We start from the raw sequence: 25,459 nt of genomic DNA on the forward strand, positions 1-25,459 counted from the left end.
TATCGGCCATCACTTTGTTCACCCAAAAGGCGGTTCCTATCGCCGTCGCCTAGCGGGCACGGGACATCAGCGCCACCTGCCGCACGGCGTCGCGCAGCCAGCGTGTGGACGCGCCCATGTGCGTGCGGGCATGCCACAGCTGGTAGTACACCAGCGGCGCAAACTCCACCGGGCAGGGCAGGATCACCAGGGGCAGGCGCTGGCTGAAGCGCTCGCAGAACAGCCGCCCCGTGGTCAGCACCAGCAAGCTGGTGGCCACGATGTCAGGAATCAGGCTGAAATGCGCGCAGCGCGCCGCCACCTGGCGCTGCAGGCCCATGCGGGAGAGCTGGTCGTCGATCACGCCGCGCGCGCCCGGGTAGGTGGGCGTGGGCGCGATGTGCTCGGCCTCCAGCCACTGGGCCACGTCCCAGCCGCGTCGCACGGCCGGATGCTGGGGGCTGACCAGGCAGACCACCTCGTCCTCGAACAGGCTGGCCATGTGCAGGCCCTGCGGCGGCTCGGGCCAGTTGCCGATCACCACGTCCACATCGCCCTGGGCCAGTTGCACCTCGTAGTGCGCGTCGCCGTTGAGGGCCAGGATGTCCACGGGGCAGCCGGGCGCCTCGGTCTTGAGATGGGCCACCAGGCGCGGCAGGAACAGCGGGTCCAGGTAGTCGCTGGCGGCGATGCGGAAGGTGCGCGTGGAGGTGCGGGGATCGAAATGGCGCGCATCGCTGAACAGACCCTCGGCTGCACGCAGGATGTCGGCCGCCGGCTGCACCATGCGCAGCCCGGCCTCGGTGGGCTGCATGTGCGCGCCCGAGCGCACCAGCAGCGAATCGCCGGCCAGGTCGCGCAGGCGCTTGAGCGCGGCGGACACCGCCGGCTGGTGCATGCCCAGGCGCAATGCGGCACGCGAGACGCTGCGCTCGGTCAGCACCGTGTGCAGCACCCGTATCAGGTGCAGATCAATCTTGTCGAACAGGGCCTGGTCGCGCATGTAGCGAAGCAATCAGCGAAAAAAAGAGCGGTCGCGCCGGGGACGCGCCGCAGGTCATGGGGAGCCCGCAGCGTAACCCAGCCACGGAGCGCTCCGGCTAGATACAACCACCAAGGATGGGACGGTTAAACACTTGTGTGTGCAAGGCATGCAATATGCGGGCCAAGGCCGGCCAGGCCTGGCGCGGCGGCGCGGCCACCCAGGCCACCACCCATTCCCTCACTCATGCGGCCTCCAGCACCTCGACGCGGTTGCGGCCCTTGCGCTTGGCCGCATAGCAGGCCATGTCGGCCGAGCGCAGCGCGCTGCTGACCGTGTGCTGGCGGGCATCGAGCACCACCATGCCGACGCTGGCGCCCATCAGGTAGCGCTGGCCCTCGTGCGCGCCTTCCCAATCCTGCACGGCCATGCACAGGCTCTGCGCCAGCAGCATGCCCTGCTCGGCCGGGACGCCGGCCAGCAGCACGGCGAACTCGTCGCCGCCCAGGCGCGCCACCCAGCCCAAGGGCCGCACCACGCTGTCGATCAGCCGGGCCATGTGGCACAGCACCTCGTCGCCGGCCGCATGGCCTCCCTGCTGGTTGACGTGGGCGAAGTGGTCCAGGTCCAGGAACAGGATCACGCCATGGTGCGGCATGGGAGAAATGGCGACTTCGACCGCGGCCGTGGCCACGGCAGCAACCTCGGCGTCGGCTTGCGAGGAGGAGGCCTCTTCCTGCAGCGCCTCGGCGGGCAGGCGCTGGGCGGCGCTGCATTCCTGCAGCCATTCATGCAGGCGCATGGCAAAGGCCTCGCGGTTGGGCAGCAGGGTCAGCGGATCGTGCATGGCCTTCCAGCCCGGCTGCTCGCGCACCAGGCGCTGCATGGTCACGTCCTCGACCACCCAGACCAGGGTGGGGTCGGCCGGCACCACGGCGCGTGGCTCCAGGCCGCGCTGCAGGCGCTGCAGGCTCTGGCCGTGCAGGCGCACCCAGATGGGGCGGCCGTCCTTGCGGACAAAGCACTGCTCGCTGTCGAACTGGCCGTACATGTCCAGGTCCTTGCGCACACGCTCCAGCAACTGGGCGTGCGCAGCGTCGGAGGCGCACAGCTGGCGTATCGCCTGCCCCTGCAGTTCGCGCGGCGGATATCCCAGCATGCGCGCGGCCTGCAGGCCCACCAGCTCCAGATGCGCCGCATGCGTGACCACCAGGCCCACGGGCGCGTAGTCCATCAGCGTTTGCAGCTGCAGTTGCAGCCGGCCGACCTCGTGGGCCTGGTCCTGGCCCATCTGGCCCAGGCGGTGCAGGGCCTGCCACAGCGTGGAAGCCTCTCCCCAGGCATGGGTCCAGGGCATGCGCCAGCCGCCTTCCTCGGCATGGCCTGGCGCCGGCTCCGGCGCGGGATCGGGCTCTTCGGCCATCAGCCGCCCCTGGCTCGCCAGCCATTGGCGTGCACTGCGATGCAAGGCGGCCATGGGTTCGGTGACCAGGATCAGCAGCAGCACCAGCAGCGCCGTGACCCCCGCGACGGCTGCCAGCAGCCACCAGAGCACGCGCGGCGCCAGGCTGGGCGCAATGGCTTCCTCGGGGGTGATCCTGACCACGAGCCACTGCGGCAGCGGCATGCCGGCCGTCGTCACCAGGTAGCCGGCGCGGCGCTGGGTATCGGGGCCCACCTGCAGGCCGCCGGCGGAAGGGTCCTGCAACCAGTCCGCGCCCAGGCCGGGCTCGGCCTCGGCGCGCGCCGTCCAGCGCGACGGATCGGAGTGGGCCAGGATCTGCCCGTCGCGCTGCATGACCAGCAGCCGCCCTGCGGAGCGCGAAGGGTCGATGCCGGGCGGCAGCAGCGCCTGGCCGGACATGCGCACGCCCGCCGAAAGCACGCCGCTGACCGTGCCGTTGCCGGCGCGCAGCGGCACGGCGTACAGCAACTCCATCATTGCGGGATCGGCCCCCTTGCGGACCATGGTGGAGACCACGGGCTTGCCATCGGCCAGGCTGCGCCGCATCACGTCGCGCACGCCTTCGTCCAGATCGACCAGGGGCTCGGAGCGGCCGCCGCGCAGGCTCAATTGCAGTTGCCCACGCGCATCGGCCAGCTGCAATGTGTCGAACAGCCGCACGGATGCGTCTCCGCGCAGCATCTCGCCCATCAGGCGGCTGGGGTCGCCGCCCTGGTCGGCCATGCCCTGGGCCAGCACCCACAGCAGGCGCTGCTGCTGCTCCAGCCGCGAGGCCAGCATGCGCGCCACGGTATCGACCTCGTCGGCCTGCCGGGCCATGGCGCGCTCCAGCGTCTGCTGGCGCATGCTGTGCGATACCCACCAGGCACTGCCCAGGCCCACCACAAGCACGGCCGCCGCGGCCAGCGCCAGCACCGTGCAGCGCATGGCACCCCAGCCTGTGGACGCGCGCGGCCACGAGGGCGAGTCCGGCACCTGCGGAGCATCCTGGGATGCCAGCAGCGCCTGGAAAAAGGGGGATCGACGGGCGTCCAGTGACATGACGCCCTCAATATATGCAGACCCGAAAGCCGTCCCACTGGGTGGAACCCGCGAACCAGTGGATACCCCGCCCCGCAAGTCCCGGCGCTTGCAGGCCGGCACCCGTCAGCGGCGTGGGAATCAGCCTACCGCCAGCACCTCGAGCGCCGCAGGCTTGGGCAGATCGATGACATTGCCCCGGCCCGCGATGAGTCCATGTTCACGCAACTGGCGCAGCACGCGCGAGAAGGTCTCGGGCGCAATGCCGAGCTGGGCGGCAATCAGCCGCTTCCGCAGGTGCAGCGTCACGCGCAGGCCGCCCGCCTCGTGCGGCATGGCATGGCGCAGCAACCACTGTGCGCAGCGTGCCTCGGCATCCTTGGACAGGCGGCTCACGGCCAGCTCGGTCTGGGCGCAGTAGGCCTGGGCCATGTCCTGCAGCAGTTGCTGGGCGGGAGAAGGCAGTTGCGAGACGGCCTGCAGGAAGTCGGCCTGGGGCAACTGCTGCACGCGGACATCGCTGTCGGCCAGCATGTCCAGGCTGCTGCCGCGCCGCTGCAGCACAAAGGCCGCATCCAGCCAGGCCGGCCCCTCCACCACACCCAGCTGGTGGCGCATCTGCCCACCCTGGCCGATGCCCAGGAGCACGCGACCGCGTTCCAGATACATCACCGTATCCGGCGACTGCCGACGCAGCCTGAGCCAGGTACCCGCGGCCAACACCTGGGCGGAACCCGGCGCGAAGGCGAAAGCTTGCAAGGAAGACAGGGCGAACATGCACGCAACTTTGCCGGCTTTGCAGCCGCCGCGTTTTGAGCCACGTCAATCGGCCGCCAGCACGCACGCCGACAGGCGGCATACTTGTCACAAGCATGTCACCAATGAAACGTAATGTATCCAACTGAAAAGTTGAGCCCATGATCGATCCCCAGATGCTCGCCAGCCTGCCCGCTGCGGCGGCCGTGCTGTCGGCCGCAGTGCGGTCCGGTGCAGGCCCCGTGGCACAGCTCATGCGCGCGGGCGGCCTGTACTGTGTCTTCCAGCCGCTGGCCGACTTGCGCAGCGGCAGCATCTATGCGCATGAGGCGCTGATCCGCGGCCCCCGGGGCATGCCGTTGCACACGCCCGACGCCTTGCTCAAGGGCGCTGCGGCCGAGGGCATTCTTCGGGAATTCGAGCTGCTGGCGGTCTGCGTGGCGCTGCAGGACTGGGGCCGCCAGGGCGCGCCGGGCCGGCTGTTCGTCAACCTCAGCGCCCAGGCGCTGGTGCAGGCCGTGGGTGTCTGCGGCCCCGGCATGGTCGGGGACACGGTGCGCGGCTTCGGCGTGCAGGCGCGGTCCCTGGTGGTGGAGATCACCGAGCACGACCATGTGACCGACATGCCCGCCGTCTGCGCCGCCGTCAAGGCAGTGCACGCCACGGGCGCGCGCCTGGCGCTCGACGACTTTGGCGACGGCCGCTCCAGCCTGCGCCTGTGGTCCGAGGCCAAGCCGGACTTCGTCAAGATCGACAAGTACTTCATCCACCAGATCGAGCAGCGCCCGGCCACGCTGCAGCTGCTGCAGGCCATCAAGGGCATTGCCGAGGTCTTCGGAACCACGCTGATCGCCGAAGGCATAGAGACCGAGGACGAGCTGCGCACCCTGCGCGACCTGGGCATTGCGTACGGCCAGGGATGGCTGCTGGGCCGGCCCGCCGAAGCCGCCCAGCCGCAGATCAGCCCGCAGGCGCTGAGCGTGGCGCAGGACCCGCGCGTGGCCGTGCTGCCCCACCAGGGCCACAGCGCCCGCCCGGGCGTGCTGCGCAACCTGATGGTGATGCAGGCGCCCTGCGTGGCACCGGCGGCCAGCAACGACGAGGTGGCCGAGCTGTTCCAGGCCGGGCAGCAGCTGCACGCCATTGCCGTCGTGGAGGCCGGCCGGCCGCTGGCCCTCATCAACCGCCAGCAGTTCATGAACCACTACGCCACGCTGTACTTCCGTGAAGTCCACGGACGCAAGCCCTGCCTGGCCTTTGCCAACGTGCAGCCGCGCATCGTGGAGCTGGACTGCGATGTGGACCAGCTCGTCGGCATCCTGACCTCGCAGGACCAGCGCTACCTGAGCGACGGCTTCATCGTCACCGACAACGGCCGCTATGTGGGCCTGGGCACGGGCGAGCAGCTGGTGCGCCGCGTGACCGAGGCCCGCATCGAGGCCGCGCGCCACGCCAACCCGCTGACCTTCCTGCCCGGCAACATCCCCATCAGCCTGCACATGCAGCGCCTGCTGGACAGCGGCGCCGGCTTCGTGGCCTGCTACGCCGACCTCAACCACTTCAAGCCCTTCAACGACCACTACGGCTACTGGCGCGGCGACCAGATGATCCGCCTGGTGGCGCGGCTGGCCGTGGCGCACTGCGACGCGCGGCGCGACTTCGTGGGCCATGTGGGCGGGGACGACTTCATGCTGCTGCTGCAAAGCGAGGACTGGCAGCAGCGCTGCGAGGACATCGTCGGCGCCTTCGCAGGCGAGGCGCGCCAGCTGTTCGACGACCAGGCGCGCGAGGCCGGCGGCATCTGGGCCGAGGACCGCCACGGCATCCGGCGATTCTTTGCCTGCACCACGCTGGCCATCGGCGTGGTGCGCGTCGCGCCGGGCAGCCTGCTGGCACCCGAGGACATCGCCAACCTCGCGGCCCTGGCCAAGCAGCAGGCCAAGGCGCAAAGCCTGCCGGGGCGCGGCGCCATCGCGCTGCACACGCCGCACGATGAAGCGCGGCATCCGGCCCTGCACGGCACCGCAGCGGCCTGGCCTGCCTGAAACAAGAAGCCCGCAGGCTCTTGCGAGACTGCGGGCGGGTGGCTGGCAGCGCATGGGCGCGGCAGGATGATCAGTTCACCGATGCACCCGATTCGTACCAGCGCTTGACCATGCCGCGCTCGTCATCGCTCAGGGCGCCCGGATTGCCGAAGGGCATCTTGCGCAGCTGCACCACCTGCTGGTAGATCTGCTGGGCATGGGCCTTGACCTGCTCGGGCGAGTCCAGGCGCACATTCTTTTGCTGCAGGGCGGCACCGTGGCAGACCACGCAATGCTGCTGCAAGAAGGGCGCGAGCTGGGCATAGCCGACGGCGCCGTCGGCAGGAGCGGCGGCAGCCGGGGACGCAGGGGCTGCAGGCGCAGCCGGCGCTGCCGTGTCACCACCGGGAGCCGCTGCTGCGGGCTCGGTCGTTGCGGCAGGCGACTGCACGGCGGCGGGAGCCGGCGCAGGCGCTGCGGCAGGCGCCGGCGCGGGCTTGAGCCAGACGGCCGTGCCGATCAGCACCAGCACGCCAACCAGGGCGTAGGGCCAGGGATGGGCATTGCGGCCCAGCTTGAAGCCGTGGCGCATCACGAAGAACTGGCGGATGGCGGCGCCTGCGAACATCATCAGGATCAGCACCAGCCAGTTCAGCTCATGGCTGTACAGCCAGCCGTAGTGGTTGGACAGCATGGCGAACAGCACCGGCAGCGTGAAGTACGTGTTGTGCACGCTGCGCTGCTTGCCGCGCTTGCCGTGGATGGGGTCCACGGGCTGGCCTTCCTTCAGGGCCTTCACCACCGTGCGCTGGCCGGGGATGATCCAGAAGAACACGTTGGCGCTCATCGAGGTCGCCAGCATGGCGCCCATCAGCAGGAAGGCGGCCTGGCCCGGGAAGATGTGGCAGGCCAGGAAGGCCGCGATGCACACCAGCACCAGCACCATGGCGCCCACCGTGGCGTCGCCGTTCTTCTTCTGGCCGAAGACGCGGCAGATGCCGTCGTACAGCAGCCAGAACACGACCAGGAAGGCCAGGGCCGAGGCAATGGCCGCAGCCGAGCCCATGGCATTGGGATCGGCCGGATTGACGAGGTAGATCTTGGCGTTCCACAGGTACGACACCGTCAGCAGCGCAAAGCCGCTGAGCCAGGTGGTGTAGCTTTCCCAGTAGAACCAGTGCAGGTGGTCCGGCAGCTTGGGCGGGGAGACATTGAACTTGACAGGGTGGTAGAACCCACCGCCGTGCACGGCCCAGAGTTCGCCGCTGACGCCCTGCTTCTTGAGATCGTCATCGACGGGCGGCGTCAGGCTGCTGTCGAGGAAGACGAAATAGAAGGAGGAACCGACCCAGGCGATGGCCGTAATGACGTGGAGCCACCGCAACAGCAGGTTGGCCCAGTCGAGAATGTAGCTTTCCATAGCTCTCAACCTTGGCAGCGTGGGGGCCGCCGGTGTTCAACCTGCTCACCACTGCGGGCGCTCTGAGCAGAAGAAAAAGGCCGCGCACCCGGTAGATATACCGCCGGTGCACCGCTGCGACCATTTCGTAGACACAAAGTGTATGCAATTTTTCGCCAGCCCATCGGCTTGCGCAGCATCAATTCACTAGAGATTTCCCTGATTCCGCGCGGACACCGCGCTGCGCCGCTGCAGAAGCTGCGCCGCCACGGCCACCGCGATCACCTCGGGCTCCTTGCCCTTGATGCCGGGCACGCCGATGGGGCATGTCACATGGTCCAGCTCGGCATCGCTGAAGCCGCGCTCGCGCAGCCTGCGCCGGAAGGTGGCCCATTTGGTGGCGCTGCCGATCAGGCCCACATAGGGCAGATCGCCGTGCTGGCGCTGGCGGCCCAGGCATTGGGCGACCACCTCCAGGTCCTCGGCATGGCTGAAGCTCATGATCAGCACCTGGGAGCCTGCAGGCAGATCGGCCACGGCCGATTGCACGGGGTCTGAATACTCGCACTGCACGAGCTCGTGCTCCTCCTCGGGGAAGACCGAATCGCGGCTGTCCACCCACATCACGCGGTAGGGAAGATTGCACAGCAGGCGCACCAGCGCATGGCCGACGTGGCCTGCGCCGAACAGGGCCACGCAGTCGCGCGGCGGCTGCAGCCGCTCGCGCAGCATGTCCATGCGGCCCTGGGGCACCAGCACGAACCTCAGCATCACCACGCCGCCGCAGCACTGGCCCAGGCTGGGGCCCAGCGGATAGCGGTGCTGGTGCTCGGTGGCGACCTGGCCGCCCTGGCTACCCTGCTCGCCAGGCGTTGCCCAGCCGCGCAGCAGGCTGCGGGCCCTGTCGATGGCATCGAACTCCAGGTGCCCGCCGCCGATGGTGCCGGCCACGCGGTCGGCGAACACCGCCATCCAGGCGCCGCGCTCGCGCGGCACGGAGCCTCGCGAGTCCATCACTTCGACCCAGCACAGCGGCCCCTGCGCAAGGCCCTGCTCGACTTTGTTGAACGTGTCACTCCACATGGGCGCACCTGACAGCCCGTCGTGGCGCCTGCGGGCTTCGTTGGAATTTGTTGCGGGATTGTCCGCTGCGGCACTTGAGTTTTGCGCTCCGACTGCCGGTGCCGCAGTGTTTCAGGATACGCTCGCAATCATGCCCGATTCCCCTGATTCCACGCAGCACAGTTCCGTGCAAAAGCCACGTTCCGGCCGCCCCTGGCTGTGGGCCGGCCTGATGGCCGCCATTGCCTCCCTGGTCACGGCCTGCAAGTCCCCGCCCGGCCCCGGCCCGCGCCCCGACGACGTCAGCTCCAGCGCACAGCTGCAGTACCGCAAGGTGGCCGCCAACCATCTGTACGCGCGCAATGCAGATCGCATCTACAAGGGCCAGTTGCCGCCCATGCTCTACGCGATCGGCGTGCTCCAGGTCCAGATCGACCGCAACGGCCAGGTCCAGCGCCTGCACTGGATGCGCGCGCCCGGCCATGCCCCCGAGGTGGTGAGCGAGATCGAGCGCCTGGTGCGCGCCGCCGCGCCCTTCCCCGCTCCTGCCGGCGCCGCCCGCATCACCTATACCGATACCTGGCTCTGGGACAAGTCCGGCCGCTTCCAGCTCGACACGCTGACCGAGGGCCAGCTCTGAGCCTCAGGCCGCTGCGCACGGCTGGCCGTCGGCAAAGCTTCGGGCGCTTCTGAGCAGGCAGGTCACGGCATAGAGCACCAGGTCGTCCGGTGCGTCATCGTTCACGCGATCGATGACCTCGATGGCATAGCCCAGGTCCTGCGACAGCTGCGGCAGCACGCCTGCCGAGCGGCCGCCGGCCTGCAGGCCGGCCACCGCCTGGTCAGCGCTGGCGTGGTAGCCACGCAGCAAATCACGCGCGGCACATACCATGGCCGAGCCGGCGCGTTCGGCATGCAGCTCCAGCACGCCCAGGGCCGCTCCCATATGGCACAACGCATCCACCGCCAGCACCTCCTGGTGCTGCGGTGAGGGTTCCTGATGGCTGTGGCCCGATTGCTTCACTGTCTTCATGGCATCCCTTGCGCGGGACCGTGCTGGTCCCGAAGCAACAATACCTATCAGGTCCCTTGCAGTCAATACCTTTCCGGTCCATGATTGCCGGCGATGAAACAGACCGATCCTCAGTACAAGCTGCGCCTGCCGCAGGAACTCAAGGACCTCGTCGAGGAGGCAGCCAAGCGCACCGGCCGTTCCATGAACGCCGAAGTCGTGGCCCGGCTGCAGACCACGTTCGAGGCCCCCCTGCTGGGCCGCCTGTCGGCCTCGACGGACCCTTCGCTGGAATGCGAAGAGCCCGTGAGCATCTACGACATCAAGATGAGCGCCGAAGCCGTGGAGCGCATCGAAAAGCGCCTGGAACGCATAGAGCAGGCCGTGCTCGCGCCCGCTGCGCCGCAATCCGCCAGTGAAGACGGCGCAACCGGCGGCGCCTGATCCGCCCGCACAAAAGAAAACCGGCCCGCAGGCCGGTTTCGTTCAAAGGCCCCTCAGGGCCGGGATCATTCGACCACCTTGGTGATCTTCGAGCCCTGCAGCGACACGCCGGCTTCCAGGCCCGCGTTGGTCAGCACATAGCTGGTGACGGGGCCCTGGGCGGTCGTGGTGTCCACGCTGCCATTGGCGCCCACCTTGCCTGCGGCCACCGTGGCATCGGCGCCCACGGACCAGCCGTCGCTGGCCAGGAACTTGTCCAGCGCTTCCTGGGTGTTGAACACATAGATCACAGCCTTGGACTGGCCGCCTGCCTGCCAGCCCACCGAGGCGCCCGTGGTGCTGTAGAAGCCCTTGTTCTGGCCGCCGACGCGCAGCACGCCGCGGCCATGCTCCACACCGATGACGAAACTGCCGCCGATCACCGAGGGGAAGATCAGCACGCCCTTGGAGCGGGCCACCATTTCCTTGGAGCCCGGCGCCGTCTGGTACAGCCGCTCCAGCGCAGCGTTGGCGCGCGCATTGACGGTGGTGGAATCAGCACGCGGCGCGGACTGGGTTTCCGGCTTGGTGGTGGTGCAGCCGACCATGGCCACGCTGCCGGCCGCCAGTGCAGTGGCCATCACGACGGTACGCAAAGAAAACTGACGCATGGGAAAACCTGCCTTTCTTGATTGGACGTTTTGGGGAGACCCCATCGGTTCATTGGATTGATCACCTTGCCTCCCGGTCCCGGGCACCCCTACCAGTGCTCGCAAACCGCTTCGGAGACAGGCTGGGGACGATGCTAGGCCGCTTTGCGGTACTTGTGATGAGACATGTCACAAGTTGCGCCATAGGACTACAGGCCCGCAGGAAATGTCTGAAAATCCCGTTCCGGTCCGCCACAGCCGACACCGAAAGCCCGCTGATGCCAGAATGCACCCACAGCAACACCCGGCCCACCGGGCCCATCCACATCGAGGGAGTTCATGAAGTTCTGGAGCCACTTTCACCATCCCCAGGCAGCCATGGTGCTGTTGCGCGTCACGCTTGCGGTCCTGCTGCTTTTTCATGGCTGGGCCAAGATCCGCTACGGCATAGGCAGCATCGAGCGCATGGTGGAGTCCGCGGGCGCGCCGGGCTGGCTGGCCTATGCGGTGTATCTGGGTGAGGTGGTGGCGCCGCTGCTGCTGCTGGTGGGCCTGTGGGTGGTGCCCGCGGCGCTGGTGATTGCGGTCAACATGATCGTGGCCTTCGCGCTGGTGCACACGGGCCAGGTGATGCAGCTGCACAGCTCGGGAGGCTGGGCGCTGGAGCTGCAGGCCTTCTTCTTCATCTCGGCCCTGGTCGTGGCCATGGGGCATTCCAAGGGCAAGTAGGCCGCACGCTTGCTGGAGATGCAAAAGCAACGGCCCGCAATGCGGGCCGTTCGTCATTTCAGGTTTCACTCCAGGCCATCCCCCGACAGCCTGCGCCTGCAGTCCAGGGCTCAGGAGCCCCGGTACGTCGAATAGCTCCAGGGGCTGACCAGCAGGGGCACATGGTAATGCTGGTCGGCATGTGCCACGCCGAAGTCCAGGCTCACCTTGTTGAGGAAGTTGGGTTCGGGCAGTTGCACGCCACGGGCCTTGAAGTAGGCCGCCACGTCGAAGGTCAGGCGGTAGGTGCCGGTCCTGAGGCTGTTGTTGTCGAACAGCGGCGCATCGGTGCGGCCGTCGTGGTTGAGCACCAGGCTCTTGATCAGCGTGGCCTGGTCGCCATCGGTGGAATACAGCGCGACAGCCATGCCGGCTGCGGGGCAGCCATTCATGGTATCGAGGACGTGGGTGCTCAGGCCCATGGAAATCTCCTGTGCGGCGGGAGCTGGCCCGCCCGGTTGTCATTGGTTGGTCGATGCACGAAGCGCGGCGCGCGACAGCACTCGCGGCCCCCTCGTGCATTCGCAAAGTGTATACAGTTTTTGTACGCCCTTGAAGTGCGCCATGCAGATCGAGCCTAGGCAGATACCCGCACTTTCGACGCCGGCAGCGGCCCGTGGGCAGGCCTGCAACGCCATGCTTCTACACTGTGGTCCGCCGCCGCCCCGGCTGCAGGCCCTGCGGCCATCGCATACCGGGCGGCAAAGGACTTTCGCTCATTTCAACGGTTCCACTGTTTCATCTGCCAAGGAGATACCGATGCCATTTCGCTCCCCCTTGCTGGCAACCAGCCTGGCGCTGGCCATTGCCAGCCTGGCCGCCTGCAGCAGCACACAGCCGCCCGCGGCCTCGGCGCCGCCAGCGCCAGTGGCCGCAGCACCTGCACCGGCGGCAGCGCCCATCACGCAAAGCAATGCAGCCCAGGCGGCCAGTGCGGCCTATGACTTCGACATGGATGTATTCCATCCCGTCGTGGCCAGGAACGGCATGGTGTCCAGCGAGCAGGAGCTGGCCTCGCGCATCGGCCTGCAGATCCTGAAGTCGGGCGGCAATGCGGTGGATGCCGCCGTGGCCATGGGCTTTGCGCTGGCGGTGGCCCTGCCCAATGCCGGCAACATCGGCGGCGGCGGTTTCATGATCGTGCACGACGCCAAGAGCGGCAAGAACATTGCGCTGGACTTCCGCGAGGTCGCACCCTCCAAGGCCACGCGGGACATGTACGTGGGCGCGGACGGCAAGGTCATCGACGGCAAGTCGCTGTACACCCACTACGCCGTGGGCGTGCCCGGCACCGTGGCCGGCATGGAGCATGCATTGAAGAAATGGGGCTCTCTGCCGCTGTCCACGGTGATTGCGCCATCCGTGAAGCTGGCCGACAAGGGCTTTACGGTCAGCGAGACCCTGGCCAAGATCCTGGAGCAGGAAAAGAAGAACATGGGCCAGTGGCCCGCCACCCAGGCCATCTTCTGGCGCAACGGCGAACCCCTCAAGCGTGGCGACCGCCTCGTGCAAAAGGACCTGGCGCAGTCGCTGCGCCTGATCGGGCAGCAGGGCTCCAAGGTGTTCTACGAAGGCGCCATTGCCCGCAAGCTCGCGGCCGAGATGGCGCCGCATGCGGGCGCCCTGTCGCTGCAGGATCTCAAGAACTACAAGGTGGTCGAGCGCGAGCCCGTGCGCGGCACCTATCGCGGCTACGAGATCGTGACCATGCCGCCTCCGTCCTCCGGCGGCGCCCACCTGATCCAGATCCTCAACATGATGGAACGCTGGCCCATGAACCAGTGGGGCGCCAACAGCGCACAGAGCATCCACTACATGGCCGAAGGCATGAAGCTGGCCTATGCCGACCGGGCCGAATACCTGGGCGACCCGGACTTCGTGACCGTGCCGCTCAAGGGCCTGACGTCCAAGCGCTACGCCGAGGCGCTGGCCGCCGGCATCGACCCCTACCAGGCGCGCGCCGGCAAGGACATCAAGCCCGGCAAGCCCCAGCCCTATGAGAGCGACCAGACCACGCACTACTCCGTGGTGGACAGGATGGGCAACGCCGTGGCCGTGACCTATACGCTGAACACCAACTTCGGCAGCGGCATCGTGGCCAAGGGCACGGGCATCCTGCTCAACAACGAGATGGACGACTTCTCTGCCAAGCCCGGCGTGGCCAACGCCTACGGCCTGGTCGGCGGCGATGCCAATGCGGTGGCCGCAGGCAAACGCCCGCTGTCGTCCATGACGCCCACCATGGTGCTCAAGGACGGCAAGCCCGTGCTGGTCACCGGCAGCCCCGGCGGCGCGCGCATCATCACCACCGTGCTGCAGACCGTGGTCAATACCATCGACTTCGGCATGAACCCGGCCGAGGCCGCCGCCACGCCGCGCTTTCACCACCAGTGGACGCCCGACGAGCTGCGCGTGGAAAAGGGCATCAGCCCCGACACCGTGGCCCTGCTCAAGTCGCGCGGCCACAACGTTGCCGTGAAGGCATCCATGGGCCGCACGCAGACCATCCAGCTGCGCGACGGCATGCTCTACGGCGCCTCCGACCCGCGCAACCCCGACGGGCAGACACTGGGCTATTGAAGCAAGAAAAAGCCGCGCCCGTTGCCGAGCGCGGCTTTTCACAACAGGGCGGCGCAAGGCCGCCCTCCCACCAATCGCGTTGTCAGTTGCGCGGCATCAGGCCGGGACCTTCTGGCCGACCTCGAAGTTGGCCTGGATCTCCAGCGCACGCACCATGCCCGAGTGGTCCCAGTTCGCGCCGCCGTGGGCCACGCAGCTGTTGAACAGCTCCTGGGCCTGGGCGGTGTTGGGCAGGGACACGCCGAGCTGGCGCGCGCTGCTCAGGGCCAGGTTCAGGTCCTTCTGGTGCAGCGAGATGCGGAAGCCCGGATCGAACGTGCGCTTGATCATGCGCTCGGCATGCACCTCCAGGATCTTGGACGAGGCAAAGCCGCCCAGCAGCGCCTCGCGCACGCGGGCCGGGTCGGCGCCGGCGCGCGATGCGAACAGCAGGGCCTCTGCCACCGCCTCGATGTTCAGCGCCACGATGATCTGGTTGGCCACCTTGGCGGTCTGGCCGTCGCCATTGCCGCCCACCAGGGTGATGTTCTTGCCCATGCGCTCGAACAGAGGCTTGACGCGCGCGAACAAGTCCTCGGGGCCGCCGACCATGATGGACAGCGTGGCGTTCTTGGCGCCCACCTCGCCGCCGGAGACCGGCGCATCCAGGTACTGGGCGCCGATGGCCTCGATGCGGCGAGCGAAGTCCTTGGTGGCCACGGGCGAGATGGAGCTCATGTCCACCACCACCTTGCCGCTGCTGCCCTTGAGGCCGGCGGCCACGCCGTCCTCGCCGAACAGAACCTTCTCGACATCGGGCGTGTCGGGCAGCATCAGGAAGATGATGTCGGCCCGCTCGGCCACGCCGCGCGCGGTGGTGCACTGGGTGGCGCTGCTCTCGGCGATCTGCGCCGGGATCTTGCCCAGGGTGTTCACGAAGAGCTGGTGGCCAGCCGCCAGAAGGTGGCCTGCCATGGGCGCGCCCATGATGCCCAGGCCCACGAAACCAAGCTTGAGAGAGGATGCATTCATGCTGTGTACTCCTTGTCGTTTTTGAAAAGCTGAGAAAAAACTCCGGCGGCACTCAGGCGGCGACTGCCGTGCGCACGCTGGTGTGGGCGTCCAGCCAGCCCAGGCCCGATTCGGTATCGCGCGCAGGCTTGTACTCGCAGCCCACCCAGCCCTGGTAGCCGATGCGGTCCAGGTGCGCGAAGAGGAAGGGGTAGTTGATCTCGCCCGTGCCCGGCTCGTTGCGGCCCGGGTTGTCGGCCAGCTGCACGTGGCCAATGCGCGCCAGATGCTTTTGCAGCGTGGCCGCCAGCTCGCCCTCGGTGCGCTGGGCGTGGTAGATGTCGTACTGCACGAAGGCGTTGGGCGCGCCCACCTCGTCGAGGATGGACAGGGCCTCGTCCGTGCGGTTCAGGTAGAAGCCGGGAATGTCGAAGGGGTTGATGGGCTCGATCAGCAGGCGCAGATTGGCCGCGCTCAGCGCCGATGCGGCAAAGCGCAGGTTGTCCACGAAGGTGCGGCGCAGCAGCGCGGCATCGGCACCGGCAGGCGCCTTGCCGGCCAGGCAGTTGAGCTGGGGCACGCCCAGCGCATGGCCATAGGTCACGGCCTTGGCCACGCCGGCGCGGAACTCGTCCACGCGGTCGGGGTGGCAGGCAATGCCGCGCTCGCCCGCATCCCAGTCTCCGGCCGGCAGGTTGTGCAGCACGATCTGCAGGCCGTGGGCGTCCACGCGCTCCTTGATCTCTTCGACCGTATGGGCGTAGGGAAACAGGAATTCCACGGCCTCGAAGCCGGCGCGCGCCGCGCGCTCGAAGCGGTCGAGGAAGGGCACCTCGGTGAACAGCATGCTGAGGTTGGCAGCAAAACGGGGCATGTCAGAAGTCTCCGGTTGTCGTTTGGTGGGTTGGGAGCGGCAGGGTACGCAAGGCGCCCCGCCGTTAAAAATGCCCAAGGGGCAATGGAAATCGGAACCCCCGAGTGCCTGCACCGCCCGCAATGCAGGCATTGGCGCAGCGCCAGCCAGGGATGCCAGGCAAGGGCCGCCCCGCAGCGATGGCATCGTCCCCCTCCGAAGAGAGGGGGAAGCGGCGCAGCCGCTCAGGGGGTGCCTTGCTTCAATCCAGCAGGGCCAGGGCGCTGGGCACGTCGGCAGGCGCTGCGGCCAGATCCTCGAACTCGATCACGTTGTCGATCTCGGCGCCCATGGAGATGTTGGTCACGCGCTCCAGGATGACCTCGACGACGACCGGCGTGCGGTGCTCGGCCATCCAGGCCTCGGCCTGCTGCATGGCGGGCGCGAAGTCCTCGGGACGGTGCACGCGGATGGCCTTGCAGCCCAGGCCCTCGACCACCTTGACGTGGTCCACGCCGTAGCCCTTGGACTCTTCCTTGTCGTCGACATTGATGTTGTCGAAGGCCAGCTGCACGCAGTAATCGATGGAGAAGGCGCGCTGCGCCTGGCGGATCAGGCCCAGGTAGCTGTTGTTGACCAGCACATGGATGTAGGGCAGCTTGAACTGCGCGCCCACGGCCAGCTCCTCGATCATGAACTGGAAGTCATAGTCGCCCGACAGCGCCACGATCTTGCGGGCCGGGTCGGCCACGCGCACGCCCAGGGCGGCCGGCACGGTCCAGCCCAGCGGGCCGGCCTGGCCGCAGTTGATCCAGTTGCGCGGCTTGTAGACATGCAGGAACTGCGCGCCGGCAATCTGCGACAGGCCGATGGTGGAGACGTAGCAGGTGTCCTTGTCCAGGCTGCGGTTCATGCACTGGTAGACACGCTGCGGCTTCATGGGCACGTTGTCGAAATTGGTCTTGCGCAGGTACTCCACATTGTTCTTGCGGGCCTGGCATTCGGCCACCCAGCCGCTGCGGTCCTTCAGGCGGCCAGCCGCCTTCCACTCGCGCGCCACCTCCACGAAAAGCTGCAGCGCCGCGCCGGCATCCGAGACGATGCCGTAGTCGGGCGCGAACACGCGGCCGATCTGCGTGGGCTCGATGTCCACGTGCACGAACTTGCGGCCCTTGGTGTAGACCTCGACCGAGCCCGTGTGGCGGTTGGCCCAGCGGTTGCCGATGCCCAGCACGAAGTCGGAGGCCAGCATGGTGGCATTGCCGTAGCGGTGGCTGGTCTGCAGGCCGCACATGCCGGCCATCAGGCGGTGGTCGTCGGGAATGGTGCCCCAGCCCATCAGCGTGGGGATCACGGGTACGTCCAGCAGCTCGGCGAACTCCACCAGCAGCTCGGACGCATCGGCGTTGATCACGCCGCCGCCCGACACCAGCAGCGGGCGCTCGGACTCGTTGAGCATGGCGATGGCCTTTTCCACCTGCTTGCGCGTGGCAGCCGGCTTGTAGACAGGCAGGGGCTCGTAGGTATCGATGTCGAACTCGATCTCGGCCAGCTGCACGTCGATGGGCAGGTCGATCAGCACGGGGCCGGGGCGGCCCGAGCGCATCAGGTGGAAGGCCTGCTGGAAGGCGCGCGGCACCTGGGCCGGCTCCAGCACCGTGGTGGCCCACTTGGTCACGGTCTTGGCGATGGAGGCAATGTCCACGGCCTGGAAATCTTCCTTGTGCAGACGCGAGCGCGGCGCCTGGCCCGTGATGCACAGGATCGGAATCGAATCCGCGCTGGCCGAATACAGGCCCGTGATCATGTCCGTGCCGGCCGGGCCGCTGGTGCCGATGCACACGCCGATGTTGCCGGCCACGGCGCGGGTGTAGCCCTCGGCCATGTGGCTTGCGCCTTCGACGTGGCGCGCCAGGATATGGCCTATGCCGCCATGGTCCTTGAGCGCTGCGTACAGCGGGTTGATGGCGGCACCGGGAACGCCGAATGCGACGGTGACGCCTTCTTTTTCCAGCACGCGGACTGCGGCTTCGATTGCTTTCATTTTCGCCATGGAGGTCTCCTTCAAACTGGAGACAACTCTAGGCAGACGGGCCTGTTGGCGGAACGCCTGCACAGACCATAAAATTTATTCCGTGCAGGAATAACTATCAATGAAAAAGGAGACAGCACCATGGACAGACTCGATGCCATGCACATGTTCGTGCGCGTGGTGGAGACCGGCAGCTTCACCAAGGTCGCGCACGAGTTCGCCACCACCCAGCCCACGGTGACCAAGCAGGTCGCGGCCATGGAGACGCGCCTGAAGGTGCGCCTGCTCAACCGCAACACGCGTGGCGTGAGCCTCACCGAAGCGGGCGCGCTGTACTACGAGAAATGCAAGACCATCGTCAACGACGTGGCCGAGGCGGACAAGGTGGTGCAGGTGCGACAGACCCAGGTGCAGGGCCAGCTGCGCATCGGCAGCTCGGTGGCCTTCGGCCGGCGCGTGCTGATCCCGCTGGCGCTGGAGTTCATGACGCACAACCCCCAGGTGCAGATCGACCTGAGCTTCGAGGACCGCTACACCGACCTGGTGGCCAACGGCATCGACGTGGCCCTGCGCCTGGGCAAGCTGGCCGACTCCAGCCTGGGCGCACGCACCCTGGGCGTGAACCCCTGGGTGCTGGTGGCCTCGCCCGCCTACCTGCGCAAGCGCGGCACGCCGCGCCGCCCCTCCGACCTCAAGGAACACGCCACGCTGATCTACAGCAGCGTGCAGGGCAACGACCTCTGGCGCCTGCGCAACGCCAGCGGCGAGCCCGTGTCCGTGCCCGTTACCGGCCGCCTGCGCTCCAACAACCTCTCGGCCCTGCTGGCGGCCTCACGCTCGCACATGGGCATCGCCGCCCTGCCCCGCTACGTGGCCCACGACTCGCTGCAGGCCGGCCGCGTGGTCGAAGTGCTCAAGACCTGCCGCCTGCCCGAGCAGGAAATCCACGCCGTCTACCCCTCGCCGCGCCTGGTGCCGCAGAAGGTGCAGTCCTTCATCGCCTTCCTGCAGGGGCGGTTCGATGCCGAATGGTGGGAGACGCTGCCGCGCGGGGCGTGAGCGCCTGAAGCAAGCGAGCCTGAAACAAGTGGCCGGGCGCACGTCCCGGCCTCGAAAAACAACCACCCGGCAGGGACAAAAACCTAAAGAACCAGAATCGCCCGGAAGTCATTCACGTTGGTATGCGTGGGCCCCGTCACCACCAGATCCCCCAGCGCATCAAAGAACCCATACGCATCATTGCGGTCCAGGTACTCGGCAATCCGCATGCCCTGGGCCTGGGCCCGCGCCAGCGTATCCGGCGACACGCGCGCTCCCGCGTTGTCTTCCACGCCATCGATGCCATCGGTATCGGCCGCCAGCGCCCAGACCTTGTCCTGCCCCTGCAGGGCCTGGGCCAGGCCCATGCAGAACTCGCCCGCGCGGCCGCCGCGCCCCTTGGGCGTGCCGGCCGGGCGCTGCCGGATGGTGACCGTAGTCTCGCCGCCGGACAGGATCACGCAGGGCTTTGCAAACGGCTGGCCGTGGCGGGACACGGCGCGCGCCAGGGCGGCGTGGACCTTGGCGACTTCGCGCGATTCGCCCTCGATCTCGTCGGACAGCACATGGGCGCGCAGGCCTGCGGCCTCGGCCACGCGTGCGGCCGCCTCCAGCGAGTGCTGGGGCGTGGCGATCATGTGGACCTCGTGGCCGTCGAAGCGCGCGTCGCCGGGCTTGGGGGTTTCCAGCTCGCCCGCCTCCAGCGCGCGGCGCACGGATTCAGGCACGTCGATGCGGTAGCGCGCGAGGATGGCCAGCGCGTCGGCGCAGCTGCTGGCATCGGGCACGGTGGGGCCGCTGGCGATGATGGAGGGGTCGTCGCCCGGCACGTCGCTGATGGTCAGCGTGACCACGCGCGCGGGCGCGCAGGCCGCGCCAAGGCGCCCGCCCTTGATGCGCGACAGGTGCTTGCGCACGCAGTTCATCTCGCCGATGGCGGCGCCGCTTTCCAGCAGGGCGCGGTTGATGCGCTGCTTTTCCTCCAGGTCGATGCCTTCGGCCGGCAGGGTCAACAGGGCCGAGCCGCCGCCCGAGATCAGGCACAGCACGAGGTCGTCCTCGGTCAGCCCTTCGGTCAGCGCGAGGATGCGTTCGGCGGCGGCCAGGCCTGCCGCATCGGGCACGGGGTGGGCGGCCTCGACCACCTCGATGCGCTGCGCCAGCCCTTCGGGGCGCGGCGGGATGTGGCCGTAGCGTGTGACCACAAGGCCGGACAGCGGCGCGTCCGCTGGCCACAGCGCCTCCAGCGCCTGGGCCATGGAGCCGCCGGCCTTGCCCGCGCCCAGCACAACGGTGCGGCCCTTGGGAGGCTTTGGCAGGCATTGGGCCATGCTGTACAGGGGCTGCGCATCCTTGACCGCAGCGCGGTAGAGGTCGAGCAGAAAGGCTTGGGGATCGGTGAGGTGCAGGTCCGTGGTGCTGGTCATGGTGTGTTGTCTCCGCCGGGCATTATGGAATTTCCTGCGCCGGCGGTGGCATGCGGTCAAGTCACAACTGATTCGCCCGGCCTCGTTCCTCGCGCCAACTCAACTCAATCCAGGGCCACCTTGGCGTCCTTGACCAGCCTGGCGAAGCGGTCGGTGTCGTCGCGGATCTGGCGCGCCATCTGCTCCGGCGATCCGCCGATGGGCTCGGCGCCTATCTCTTCCATCTTCCTGCGGAACTGCGGGGACTCGATGATGCGGTTCATGTCTGCGCCCAGCCGCGCCAGTACCTCCCTGGGCGTGGCGGCCGGTGCCAGCACGCCGAACCAGGTGCCCATGTCGAAGCCCTTGAGGCCGGCCTCGTCCAGCGTGGGCACATCGGGCAGGGCCACCGAGCGCCGGGCCGTGGTCACGGCCAGCGCGCGCAGCTTGCCGGCCTTGATGTGGGGCAGCACAGGCGTGACGGTATCGAAGGACATGGCGATCTGCCCGCCCAGCAGATCCGTGGTCAGCGGCCCGCTGCCCTTGTAGGGCACGTGCAGCAGCTGCACGCCGCCCATGGACTCGAACTGCGCGCCGATCAGGTGCTGGCCCGTGCCCGCGCCGTTGGAGCCATAGGCCAGCTTGCCGGGCTGGGCCCGGGCCTGGGCCAGCAGCTCCTGCACGGTTTTGGCGGGCACCTGTGGATGGACCACCAGCACATTGGGGACCACGGCCACCACGGTGATGGGCGCCAGGTCCTTCTGGAAGTCATAGCCCAGCCTGCGGTAGACGCTGGTGGCAATGGTGTGGTGCACGGCGCCCATGAGCAGGGTGTAGCCGTCAGGTTTCGCCTTGGCCACATGGTCGGCGCCCAGGGTGGCGCCCGCGCCGGGGCGGTTTTCCACGACCACGGGCTGGCCCAGACTCTTGGACAGCTCCTGGCCCAGCGCGCGCGCCAGCACATCGGTGGTGCCGCCTGCGGGAAACGGCACGATGAGGTTGACGGGGCGCGCCGGCCAGGCCTGGGCCCAGGCGGCAGGGAAGGCGGCGGCCAGCGCGCATGTTGCGGCAACCCTGGTGATGCGGTTCATGGCTTGTCTCCTGTCTGTTCTGTTGTCTGTCATCGGACCATGCAGCGCGCGCTCAGGCAGGCACGGGCTCGGCCTGGGCCTCGGCGGTCTGCGCGCGCAGCCGTGCGCAGACCGCGTCGGTGACCTGGCGCGTGGTGGCCTTGCCGCCCAGGTCACGCGTGTGCAGCGCGGCATCGGCGGTCACCTGCTCCACGGCCTGCATCAGGCGCTGCGCGGCGCGGTGCTCGCCCAGGTGCTCCAGCAGCATCACGCAGCTCCAGAAGGTGCCCACGGGATTGGCCAGGCCCTGGCCCATGATGTCGAAGGCCGATCCGTGGATGGGCTCGAACATGCTGGGATAGCGGCGCTCCGGATCGATGTTGCCCGTGGGCGCAATGCCCAGGCTGCCGGCCAGCGCGGCCGCCAGGTCGCTGAGGATGTCGGCATGCAGGTTGGTGGCAACCAGGGTGTCCAGCGAGGCGGGGCGGTTGACCATGCGCGCCGTGGCTGCGTCCACCAGTTCCTTGTCCCAGCGCACGTCGGGAAACTCGGCGGCCACCTGCACCGCGATCTCGTCCCACATCACCATGGCGTGGCGCTGGGCGTTGGACTTGGTGATCACCGTCAGCAGCTTGCGCGGCCGCGACTGCGCCAGGCGGAAGGCGAAGCGCATGATGCGCTCCACGCCCGCGCGGGTCATCATGCTCACGTCGGTGGCCACCTCGATGGGATGGCCCTGGTGGGCGCGGCCGCCCACGCCCGCGTATTCGCCTTCGGAGTTCTCGCGCACGATGACCCAGTCCAGGTCCTCGCGTGCGCAGCGCTTGAGCGGCGCATCGATGCCGGGCAGGATGCGCGTGGGCCGCACATTGGCGTACTGGTCGAACCCCTGGCAGATCTTCAGGCGCAGGCCCCACAGCGTGACATGGTCGGGAATGTGCGGGTCGCCGGCAGAGCCGAACAGGATGGCGTCCTGTCCGCGCAACGCGTCCAGCCCGTCGGCCGGCATCATCTCGCCGTGCGCGCGGTACCAGTCGCCGCCCCAGCCGAAACTGGTGAAGGCAAAGCCCAGGCCGGGCTGGGTTTCGGCCAGCGCCTGCAGCACCTCCTGCCCTGCGGGCACCACTTCCTTGCCGATGCCATCGCCGGGAATGCAGGCGATGCGGTATGTCTTTGTCATGAGGGCTCCTTGGATTGCGGTGGATGAAGCGCCATGCGGATCCATGGCCTTGTCCGTGAATCTATCGATGGAACAACGCCGCGCGCGCCTCTAGAGTGATGGCATCGTTCACTTTGATTCAACAATGAGCACACCCGTCTCGGCGCCATCGGAGATGGCCTTCTTCTGCCTGCTGGCCCGCAGCGCCAGCCTGTCGGCCACGGCCCGTGAGCTGGGCATCACCACGCCGGCGGCCAGCAAGCGCCTGTCCCAGATGGAGGCGCGGCTGGGCGTGCAACTGGTCAGCCGCACGACGCGGCGCCTGGGCCTGACCGATGAGGGCCAGACCTACCTGGCCCATGCGCGGCGCATCCTGGACGACATTGCCGCCATGGAGCAGGCCGTGGCCGGCATGCCCGGGCAGCCGCAGGGCCTGCTGCGCATCAATGCCACGCTGGGATTCGGGCGCAGCCATATCGCGCCGCTGATCGCCAGCTTCGTGCGCAGGCACCCGCAGATCCAGGTGCAGCTGCAGCTGTCGGCCTCGCCGCCGCCCCTGGTCGATGACAGCTTCGACCTGTGCATACGCTTTGGCGAGCCGCCGGACGCGCGCGTCATCGCGCGGCGCCTGGCGCCCAACCGGCGGCTGCTGTGCGCGTCTGCCGCCTACCTGGCGCGGCGCGGCACGCCGGCCACCCCGCGCGAGCTGATGCAGCACGACTGCATCGACATCCGCCAGGGCGACGACGCCCACGGCGTCTGGCGCTTCACCCACAACGGCCCCGGCCGCAAGACCGAAGCCATCCGCCTGCGCGACAGCCTGAGCACCAACGATGGCGAGATCGCCGTGGGCTGGGCCCTGGCCGGCCTGGGCATCGTCATGCGGGCCGAATGGGATATCGCCCGCTACCTGCGCAGCGGCCGCCTGGTGCAGGTGCTGGCCGACCATGCCACGGCACCGGCCGACATCCATGTGGTCTATCCGCAGCGGCATGCGGCAACCCAGCGCGTGCAGCGCTTTGTCGAGCACCTGGCACGGCACTTCGATACGGCCGCGCCCGGTTTCTGAAAAGGCATGCCGTATGCGGGGAAACGCCAATAAGCAGTAGACAGAAACTGTATACAACTCTTGTGGCCAGCCGCTATGATGGACGGATGGAGACTTCCACCACCAGTTTCATTGTCGAGAGCCTGACCCGGGCCATCGTCGAACACCGTCTTCTGCCCGGCACCAAGCTGGCCGAGCAGAAATTGGCAGACCATTTCGGCGTCTCGCGCACCCTGGTGCGCCAGGCGCTGTTCCAGCTGTCGCAAAACCGCCTGATCCGGCTCGAACCCGCGCGCGGGGCCTTCGTGGCCACGCCCTCGGTGGACGAGGCGCGCCAGGTCTTCGCCGTGCGCCGCATGCTCGAGGCCGAGATGGTGCGCGCCTTCATCGCCCAGAGCACGCCGGCCAAGATCCGCGCGCTGCGGCAGCACGTGGCGGCCGAGAAAAAGGCCATGGACGGCAACGACGTCGGCCAGCGCACCGAGCTGCTGGGCGACTTCCACGTGCGCATGGCCGAACTCATGGGCAACGAGGTGCTGGCCCAGCTGCTGGGCGAGCTGATCTCGCGCTGCGCGCTGATCACGCTGATGTACCAGTCCAGCACGGCCGCCGAGCATTCCCATGACGAGCATGCCGAAATCGTCACGGCCCTGGCCGGCGGCGACGCCGACCATGCCGTGCAGCTCATGCAGCAGCACCTGGACCACGTGGAAGCCGGCCTGACCTTCGACCGCGACATGCCGACCAGCGATCTTTCGATGGCCCTTTCCTCCGTATCCGCATGACCTACGACGCCACTGCCCCCTATCCCCGCGACCTGATCGGCTACGGTCGCACGCCCCCCCACGCCCGCTGGCCCGGCCAGGCCCGCGTAGCCGTGCAATTCGTCCTCAACTACGAAGAGGGCGGCGAGAACTGCGTGCTGCACGGCGATGCCGCCAGCGAGCAGTTCCTGTCCGAAATGTTCAATCCGGCCGCCTACCCCGAGCGCCACATGAGCATGGAAGGCATCTACGAGTACGGCTCGCGCGCCGGTGTCTGGCGCATCCTGCGCGAGTTCGAGAAGCGCGGCCTGCCGCTGACCGTGTTCGGCGTGGCCACGGCCCTGCAAAAGCACCGCGAACTGGCCGCCGCCTTCCACGAGCTGGGCCATGAAGTGGCCTGCCACGGCCTCAAGTGGATCCACTACCAGAACATTCCCGCCGAGGTCGAGCGCGAGCACATGCGCCAGTGCATGGAGATCTTCGGCGAGCTGTATGGCCACGATGGCGACCACGGCCTGGGCTGGTACACGGGCCGCGACAGCCCCAACACCCACCGCCTGGTGGCCGACGACGGCCGCTTCGCCTACGACAGCGACTACTACGGCGACGACCTGCCCTTCTGGATGAAGGTCGGCAAGAGTGACGGCAGCACCCACAGCCAGCTCATCGTGCCCTACACGCTGGACTGCAACGACATGCGCTTCGCCCTGCCCCAGGGCTACTCGCACGCCGACCCGTTCTTCCAATACCTGAAGGACACGTTCGACGCCCTCTACGCCGAGGGCGATCCGGCCGGCGATGACTCCCCCAAGATGATGAGCATTGGCATGCACTGCCGCCTGCTGGGCCGCCCCGGCCGCATCACGGCACTGCAGCGCTTTCTGGACCACATTCAGCGGCACGACAAGGTCTGGGTCTGCCGCCGCATCGACCTCGCGCGCCACTGGGCGCACCACCATCCCGACAAGGAATAACGCAG

Annotated in this window: 23 protein-coding genes; 9 read left to right on the forward strand and 14 right to left on the reverse strand. The window is 68.1% G+C overall.

Annotation, left to right across the window (positions count from 1 at the left end; translation table 11 throughout):
• Positions 1-49: 49 nt before the first annotated feature.
• From ACF8ML_RS27990 to ACF8ML_RS28000, 3 genes are all read right to left on the reverse strand, one after another.
• Entirely contained in the window at positions 50-982 is a 933-nt protein-coding gene (locus ACF8ML_RS27990) for a LysR family transcriptional regulator (protein ID WP_016449767.1), read from the reverse strand.
• A gap of 223 nt (positions 983-1,205) precedes the next feature.
• Entirely contained in the window at positions 1,206-3,467 is a 2,262-nt protein-coding gene (locus ACF8ML_RS27995) for a diguanylate cyclase domain-containing protein (RefSeq protein ID WP_016452621.1), read from the reverse strand.
• 120 nt (positions 3,468-3,587) lie between these two features.
• On the reverse strand, positions 3,588-4,223 hold the full coding sequence (locus ACF8ML_RS28000; RefSeq protein ID WP_016449769.1) for a Crp/Fnr family transcriptional regulator: 636 nt from the start codon (positions 4,221-4,223) through the stop codon (positions 3,588-3,590).
• Between the two features lie 140 nt (positions 4,224-4,363).
• Here ACF8ML_RS28000 and ACF8ML_RS28005 point away from each other — a divergent pair, with 140 nt between their 5' ends.
• Positions 4,364-6,247: a phosphodiesterase gene (locus tag ACF8ML_RS28005; RefSeq protein ID WP_209670840.1), complete on the forward strand. Its 1,884-nt coding sequence runs from the start codon at positions 4,364-4,366 to the stop codon at positions 6,245-6,247.
• A gap of 70 nt (positions 6,248-6,317) precedes the next feature.
• Here the strand turns inward: ACF8ML_RS28005 and ACF8ML_RS28010 are convergent, their stop codons facing one another.
• Positions 6,318-7,646: a urate hydroxylase PuuD gene (locus ACF8ML_RS28010; protein ID WP_016449771.1), complete on the reverse strand. Its 1,329-nt coding sequence runs from the start codon at positions 7,644-7,646 to the stop codon at positions 6,318-6,320.
• Between the two features lie 186 nt (positions 7,647-7,832).
• A complete protein-coding gene (xdhC, locus tag ACF8ML_RS28015) occupies positions 7,833-8,708 on the reverse strand; it encodes a xanthine dehydrogenase accessory protein XdhC (protein ID WP_016449772.1) in 876 nt (291 codons plus the stop codon).
• A gap of 130 nt (positions 8,709-8,838) precedes the next feature.
• Here xdhC and ACF8ML_RS28020 point away from each other — a divergent pair, with 130 nt between their 5' ends.
• Positions 8,839-9,327, forward strand: coding sequence for a hypothetical protein (locus ACF8ML_RS28020; RefSeq protein ID WP_016449773.1), 489 nt, complete (start codon positions 8,839-8,841; stop codon positions 9,325-9,327).
• A 3-nt stretch (positions 9,328-9,330) separates the two neighbouring features.
• Here the strand turns inward: ACF8ML_RS28020 and ACF8ML_RS28025 are convergent, their stop codons facing one another.
• Positions 9,331-9,720, reverse strand: coding sequence for a hypothetical protein (locus tag ACF8ML_RS28025; RefSeq protein WP_016449774.1), 390 nt, complete (start codon positions 9,718-9,720; stop codon positions 9,331-9,333).
• A 93-nt stretch (positions 9,721-9,813) separates the two neighbouring features.
• On the opposite strand from ACF8ML_RS28025, the gene ACF8ML_RS28030 reads away from it, so the two are divergent.
• Positions 9,814-10,143 carry an Arc family DNA-binding protein gene (locus tag ACF8ML_RS28030; RefSeq protein WP_016449775.1) on the forward strand — a complete coding sequence of 110 codons (330 nt, stop codon included), beginning with the start codon at positions 9,814-9,816 and terminating at the stop codon, positions 10,141-10,143.
• Positions 10,144-10,208: 65 nt separating this feature from the next.
• Here ACF8ML_RS28030 and ACF8ML_RS28035 read toward each other — a convergent pair whose 3' ends face one another.
• Positions 10,209-10,793 (reverse strand): YSC84-related protein, encoded by a 585-nt coding sequence (locus ACF8ML_RS28035; RefSeq protein WP_016449776.1) that lies wholly within the window; start codon positions 10,791-10,793, stop codon positions 10,209-10,211.
• A 318-nt stretch (positions 10,794-11,111) separates the two neighbouring features.
• Between ACF8ML_RS28035 and ACF8ML_RS28040 the strand changes: the two genes are divergently transcribed.
• On the forward strand, positions 11,112-11,501 hold the full coding sequence (locus ACF8ML_RS28040; RefSeq protein WP_016449777.1) for a DoxX family protein: 390 nt from the start codon (positions 11,112-11,114) through the stop codon (positions 11,499-11,501).
• A gap of 110 nt (positions 11,502-11,611) precedes the next feature.
• Here ACF8ML_RS28040 and uraH read toward each other — a convergent pair whose 3' ends face one another.
• Entirely contained in the window at positions 11,612-11,962 is a 351-nt protein-coding gene (gene uraH, locus ACF8ML_RS28045; protein WP_012204044.1) for a hydroxyisourate hydrolase, read from the reverse strand.
• 337 nt (positions 11,963-12,299) lie between these two features.
• Here uraH and ggt point away from each other — a divergent pair, with 337 nt between their 5' ends.
• Positions 12,300-14,120, forward strand: coding sequence for a gamma-glutamyltransferase (ggt, locus tag ACF8ML_RS28050; protein ID WP_016449779.1), 1,821 nt, complete (start codon positions 12,300-12,302; stop codon positions 14,118-14,120).
• Positions 14,121-14,216: 96 nt separating this feature from the next.
• On the opposite strand, the gene glxR is transcribed toward ggt, so the two are convergent.
• The 3 genes from glxR to gcl form a co-directional block, all read right to left on the reverse strand.
• Positions 14,217-15,131 (reverse strand): 2-hydroxy-3-oxopropionate reductase, encoded by a 915-nt coding sequence (glxR, locus tag ACF8ML_RS28055; protein ID WP_392408553.1) that lies wholly within the window; start codon positions 15,129-15,131, stop codon positions 14,217-14,219.
• A gap of 52 nt (positions 15,132-15,183) precedes the next feature.
• Positions 15,184-15,984, reverse strand: a complete 801-nt coding sequence (hyi, locus tag ACF8ML_RS28060) for a hydroxypyruvate isomerase (protein WP_312840137.1) — start codon at positions 15,982-15,984, stop codon at positions 15,184-15,186.
• Positions 15,985-16,225: 241 nt separating this feature from the next.
• Positions 16,226-18,016, reverse strand: coding sequence for a glyoxylate carboligase (gene gcl / locus ACF8ML_RS28065; RefSeq protein ID WP_016449782.1), 1,791 nt, complete (start codon positions 18,014-18,016; stop codon positions 16,226-16,228).
• Positions 18,017-18,136: 120 nt separating this feature from the next.
• On the opposite strand from gcl, the gene ACF8ML_RS28070 reads away from it, so the two are divergent.
• Positions 18,137-19,054, forward strand: coding sequence for a LysR family transcriptional regulator (locus tag ACF8ML_RS28070; RefSeq protein WP_016449783.1), 918 nt, complete (start codon positions 18,137-18,139; stop codon positions 19,052-19,054).
• Positions 19,055-19,137: 83 nt separating this feature from the next.
• On the opposite strand, the gene ACF8ML_RS28075 is transcribed toward ACF8ML_RS28070, so the two are convergent.
• The 3 genes from ACF8ML_RS28075 to ACF8ML_RS28085 form a co-directional block, all read right to left on the reverse strand.
• Entirely contained in the window at positions 19,138-20,460 is a 1,323-nt protein-coding gene (locus ACF8ML_RS28075; RefSeq protein ID WP_047325887.1) for a glycerate kinase, read from the reverse strand.
• A 104-nt stretch (positions 20,461-20,564) separates the two neighbouring features.
• A complete protein-coding gene (locus ACF8ML_RS28080; protein ID WP_277849553.1) occupies positions 20,565-21,530 on the reverse strand; it encodes a tripartite tricarboxylate transporter substrate binding protein in 966 nt (321 codons plus the stop codon).
• Positions 21,531-21,582: 52 nt separating this feature from the next.
• Positions 21,583-22,689 (reverse strand): tartrate dehydrogenase, encoded by a 1,107-nt coding sequence (locus ACF8ML_RS28085; RefSeq protein WP_034391100.1) that lies wholly within the window; start codon positions 22,687-22,689, stop codon positions 21,583-21,585.
• Between the two features lie 124 nt (positions 22,690-22,813).
• Here ACF8ML_RS28085 and ACF8ML_RS28090 point away from each other — a divergent pair, with 124 nt between their 5' ends.
• The 3 genes from ACF8ML_RS28090 to puuE all read left to right on the forward strand — a co-directional run bounded on the left by ACF8ML_RS28090 (position 22,814) and on the right by puuE (position 25,454).
• On the forward strand, positions 22,814-23,737 hold the full coding sequence (locus tag ACF8ML_RS28090; RefSeq protein ID WP_016449787.1) for a LysR family transcriptional regulator: 924 nt from the start codon (positions 22,814-22,816) through the stop codon (positions 23,735-23,737).
• Positions 23,738-23,823: 86 nt separating this feature from the next.
• Positions 23,824-24,501: a GntR family transcriptional regulator gene (locus ACF8ML_RS28095; RefSeq protein WP_012204034.1), complete on the forward strand. Its 678-nt coding sequence runs from the start codon at positions 23,824-23,826 to the stop codon at positions 24,499-24,501.
• The gene (gene puuE / locus ACF8ML_RS28100; RefSeq protein WP_313237486.1) at positions 24,498-25,454 is read left to right on the forward strand and encodes an allantoinase PuuE; all 957 of its coding nucleotides are present in this window, start codon (positions 24,498-24,500) and stop codon (positions 25,452-25,454) included. The genes ACF8ML_RS28095 and puuE overlap by 4 nt, the downstream gene beginning before the upstream one ends.
• Positions 25,455-25,459 lie beyond the last annotated feature (5 nt).

This window comes from Delftia sp. WSY_10 (assembly GCF_043104705.1).
Lineage (GTDB): Bacteria > Pseudomonadota > Gammaproteobacteria > Burkholderiales > Burkholderiaceae_C > Comamonas > Comamonas tsuruhatensis.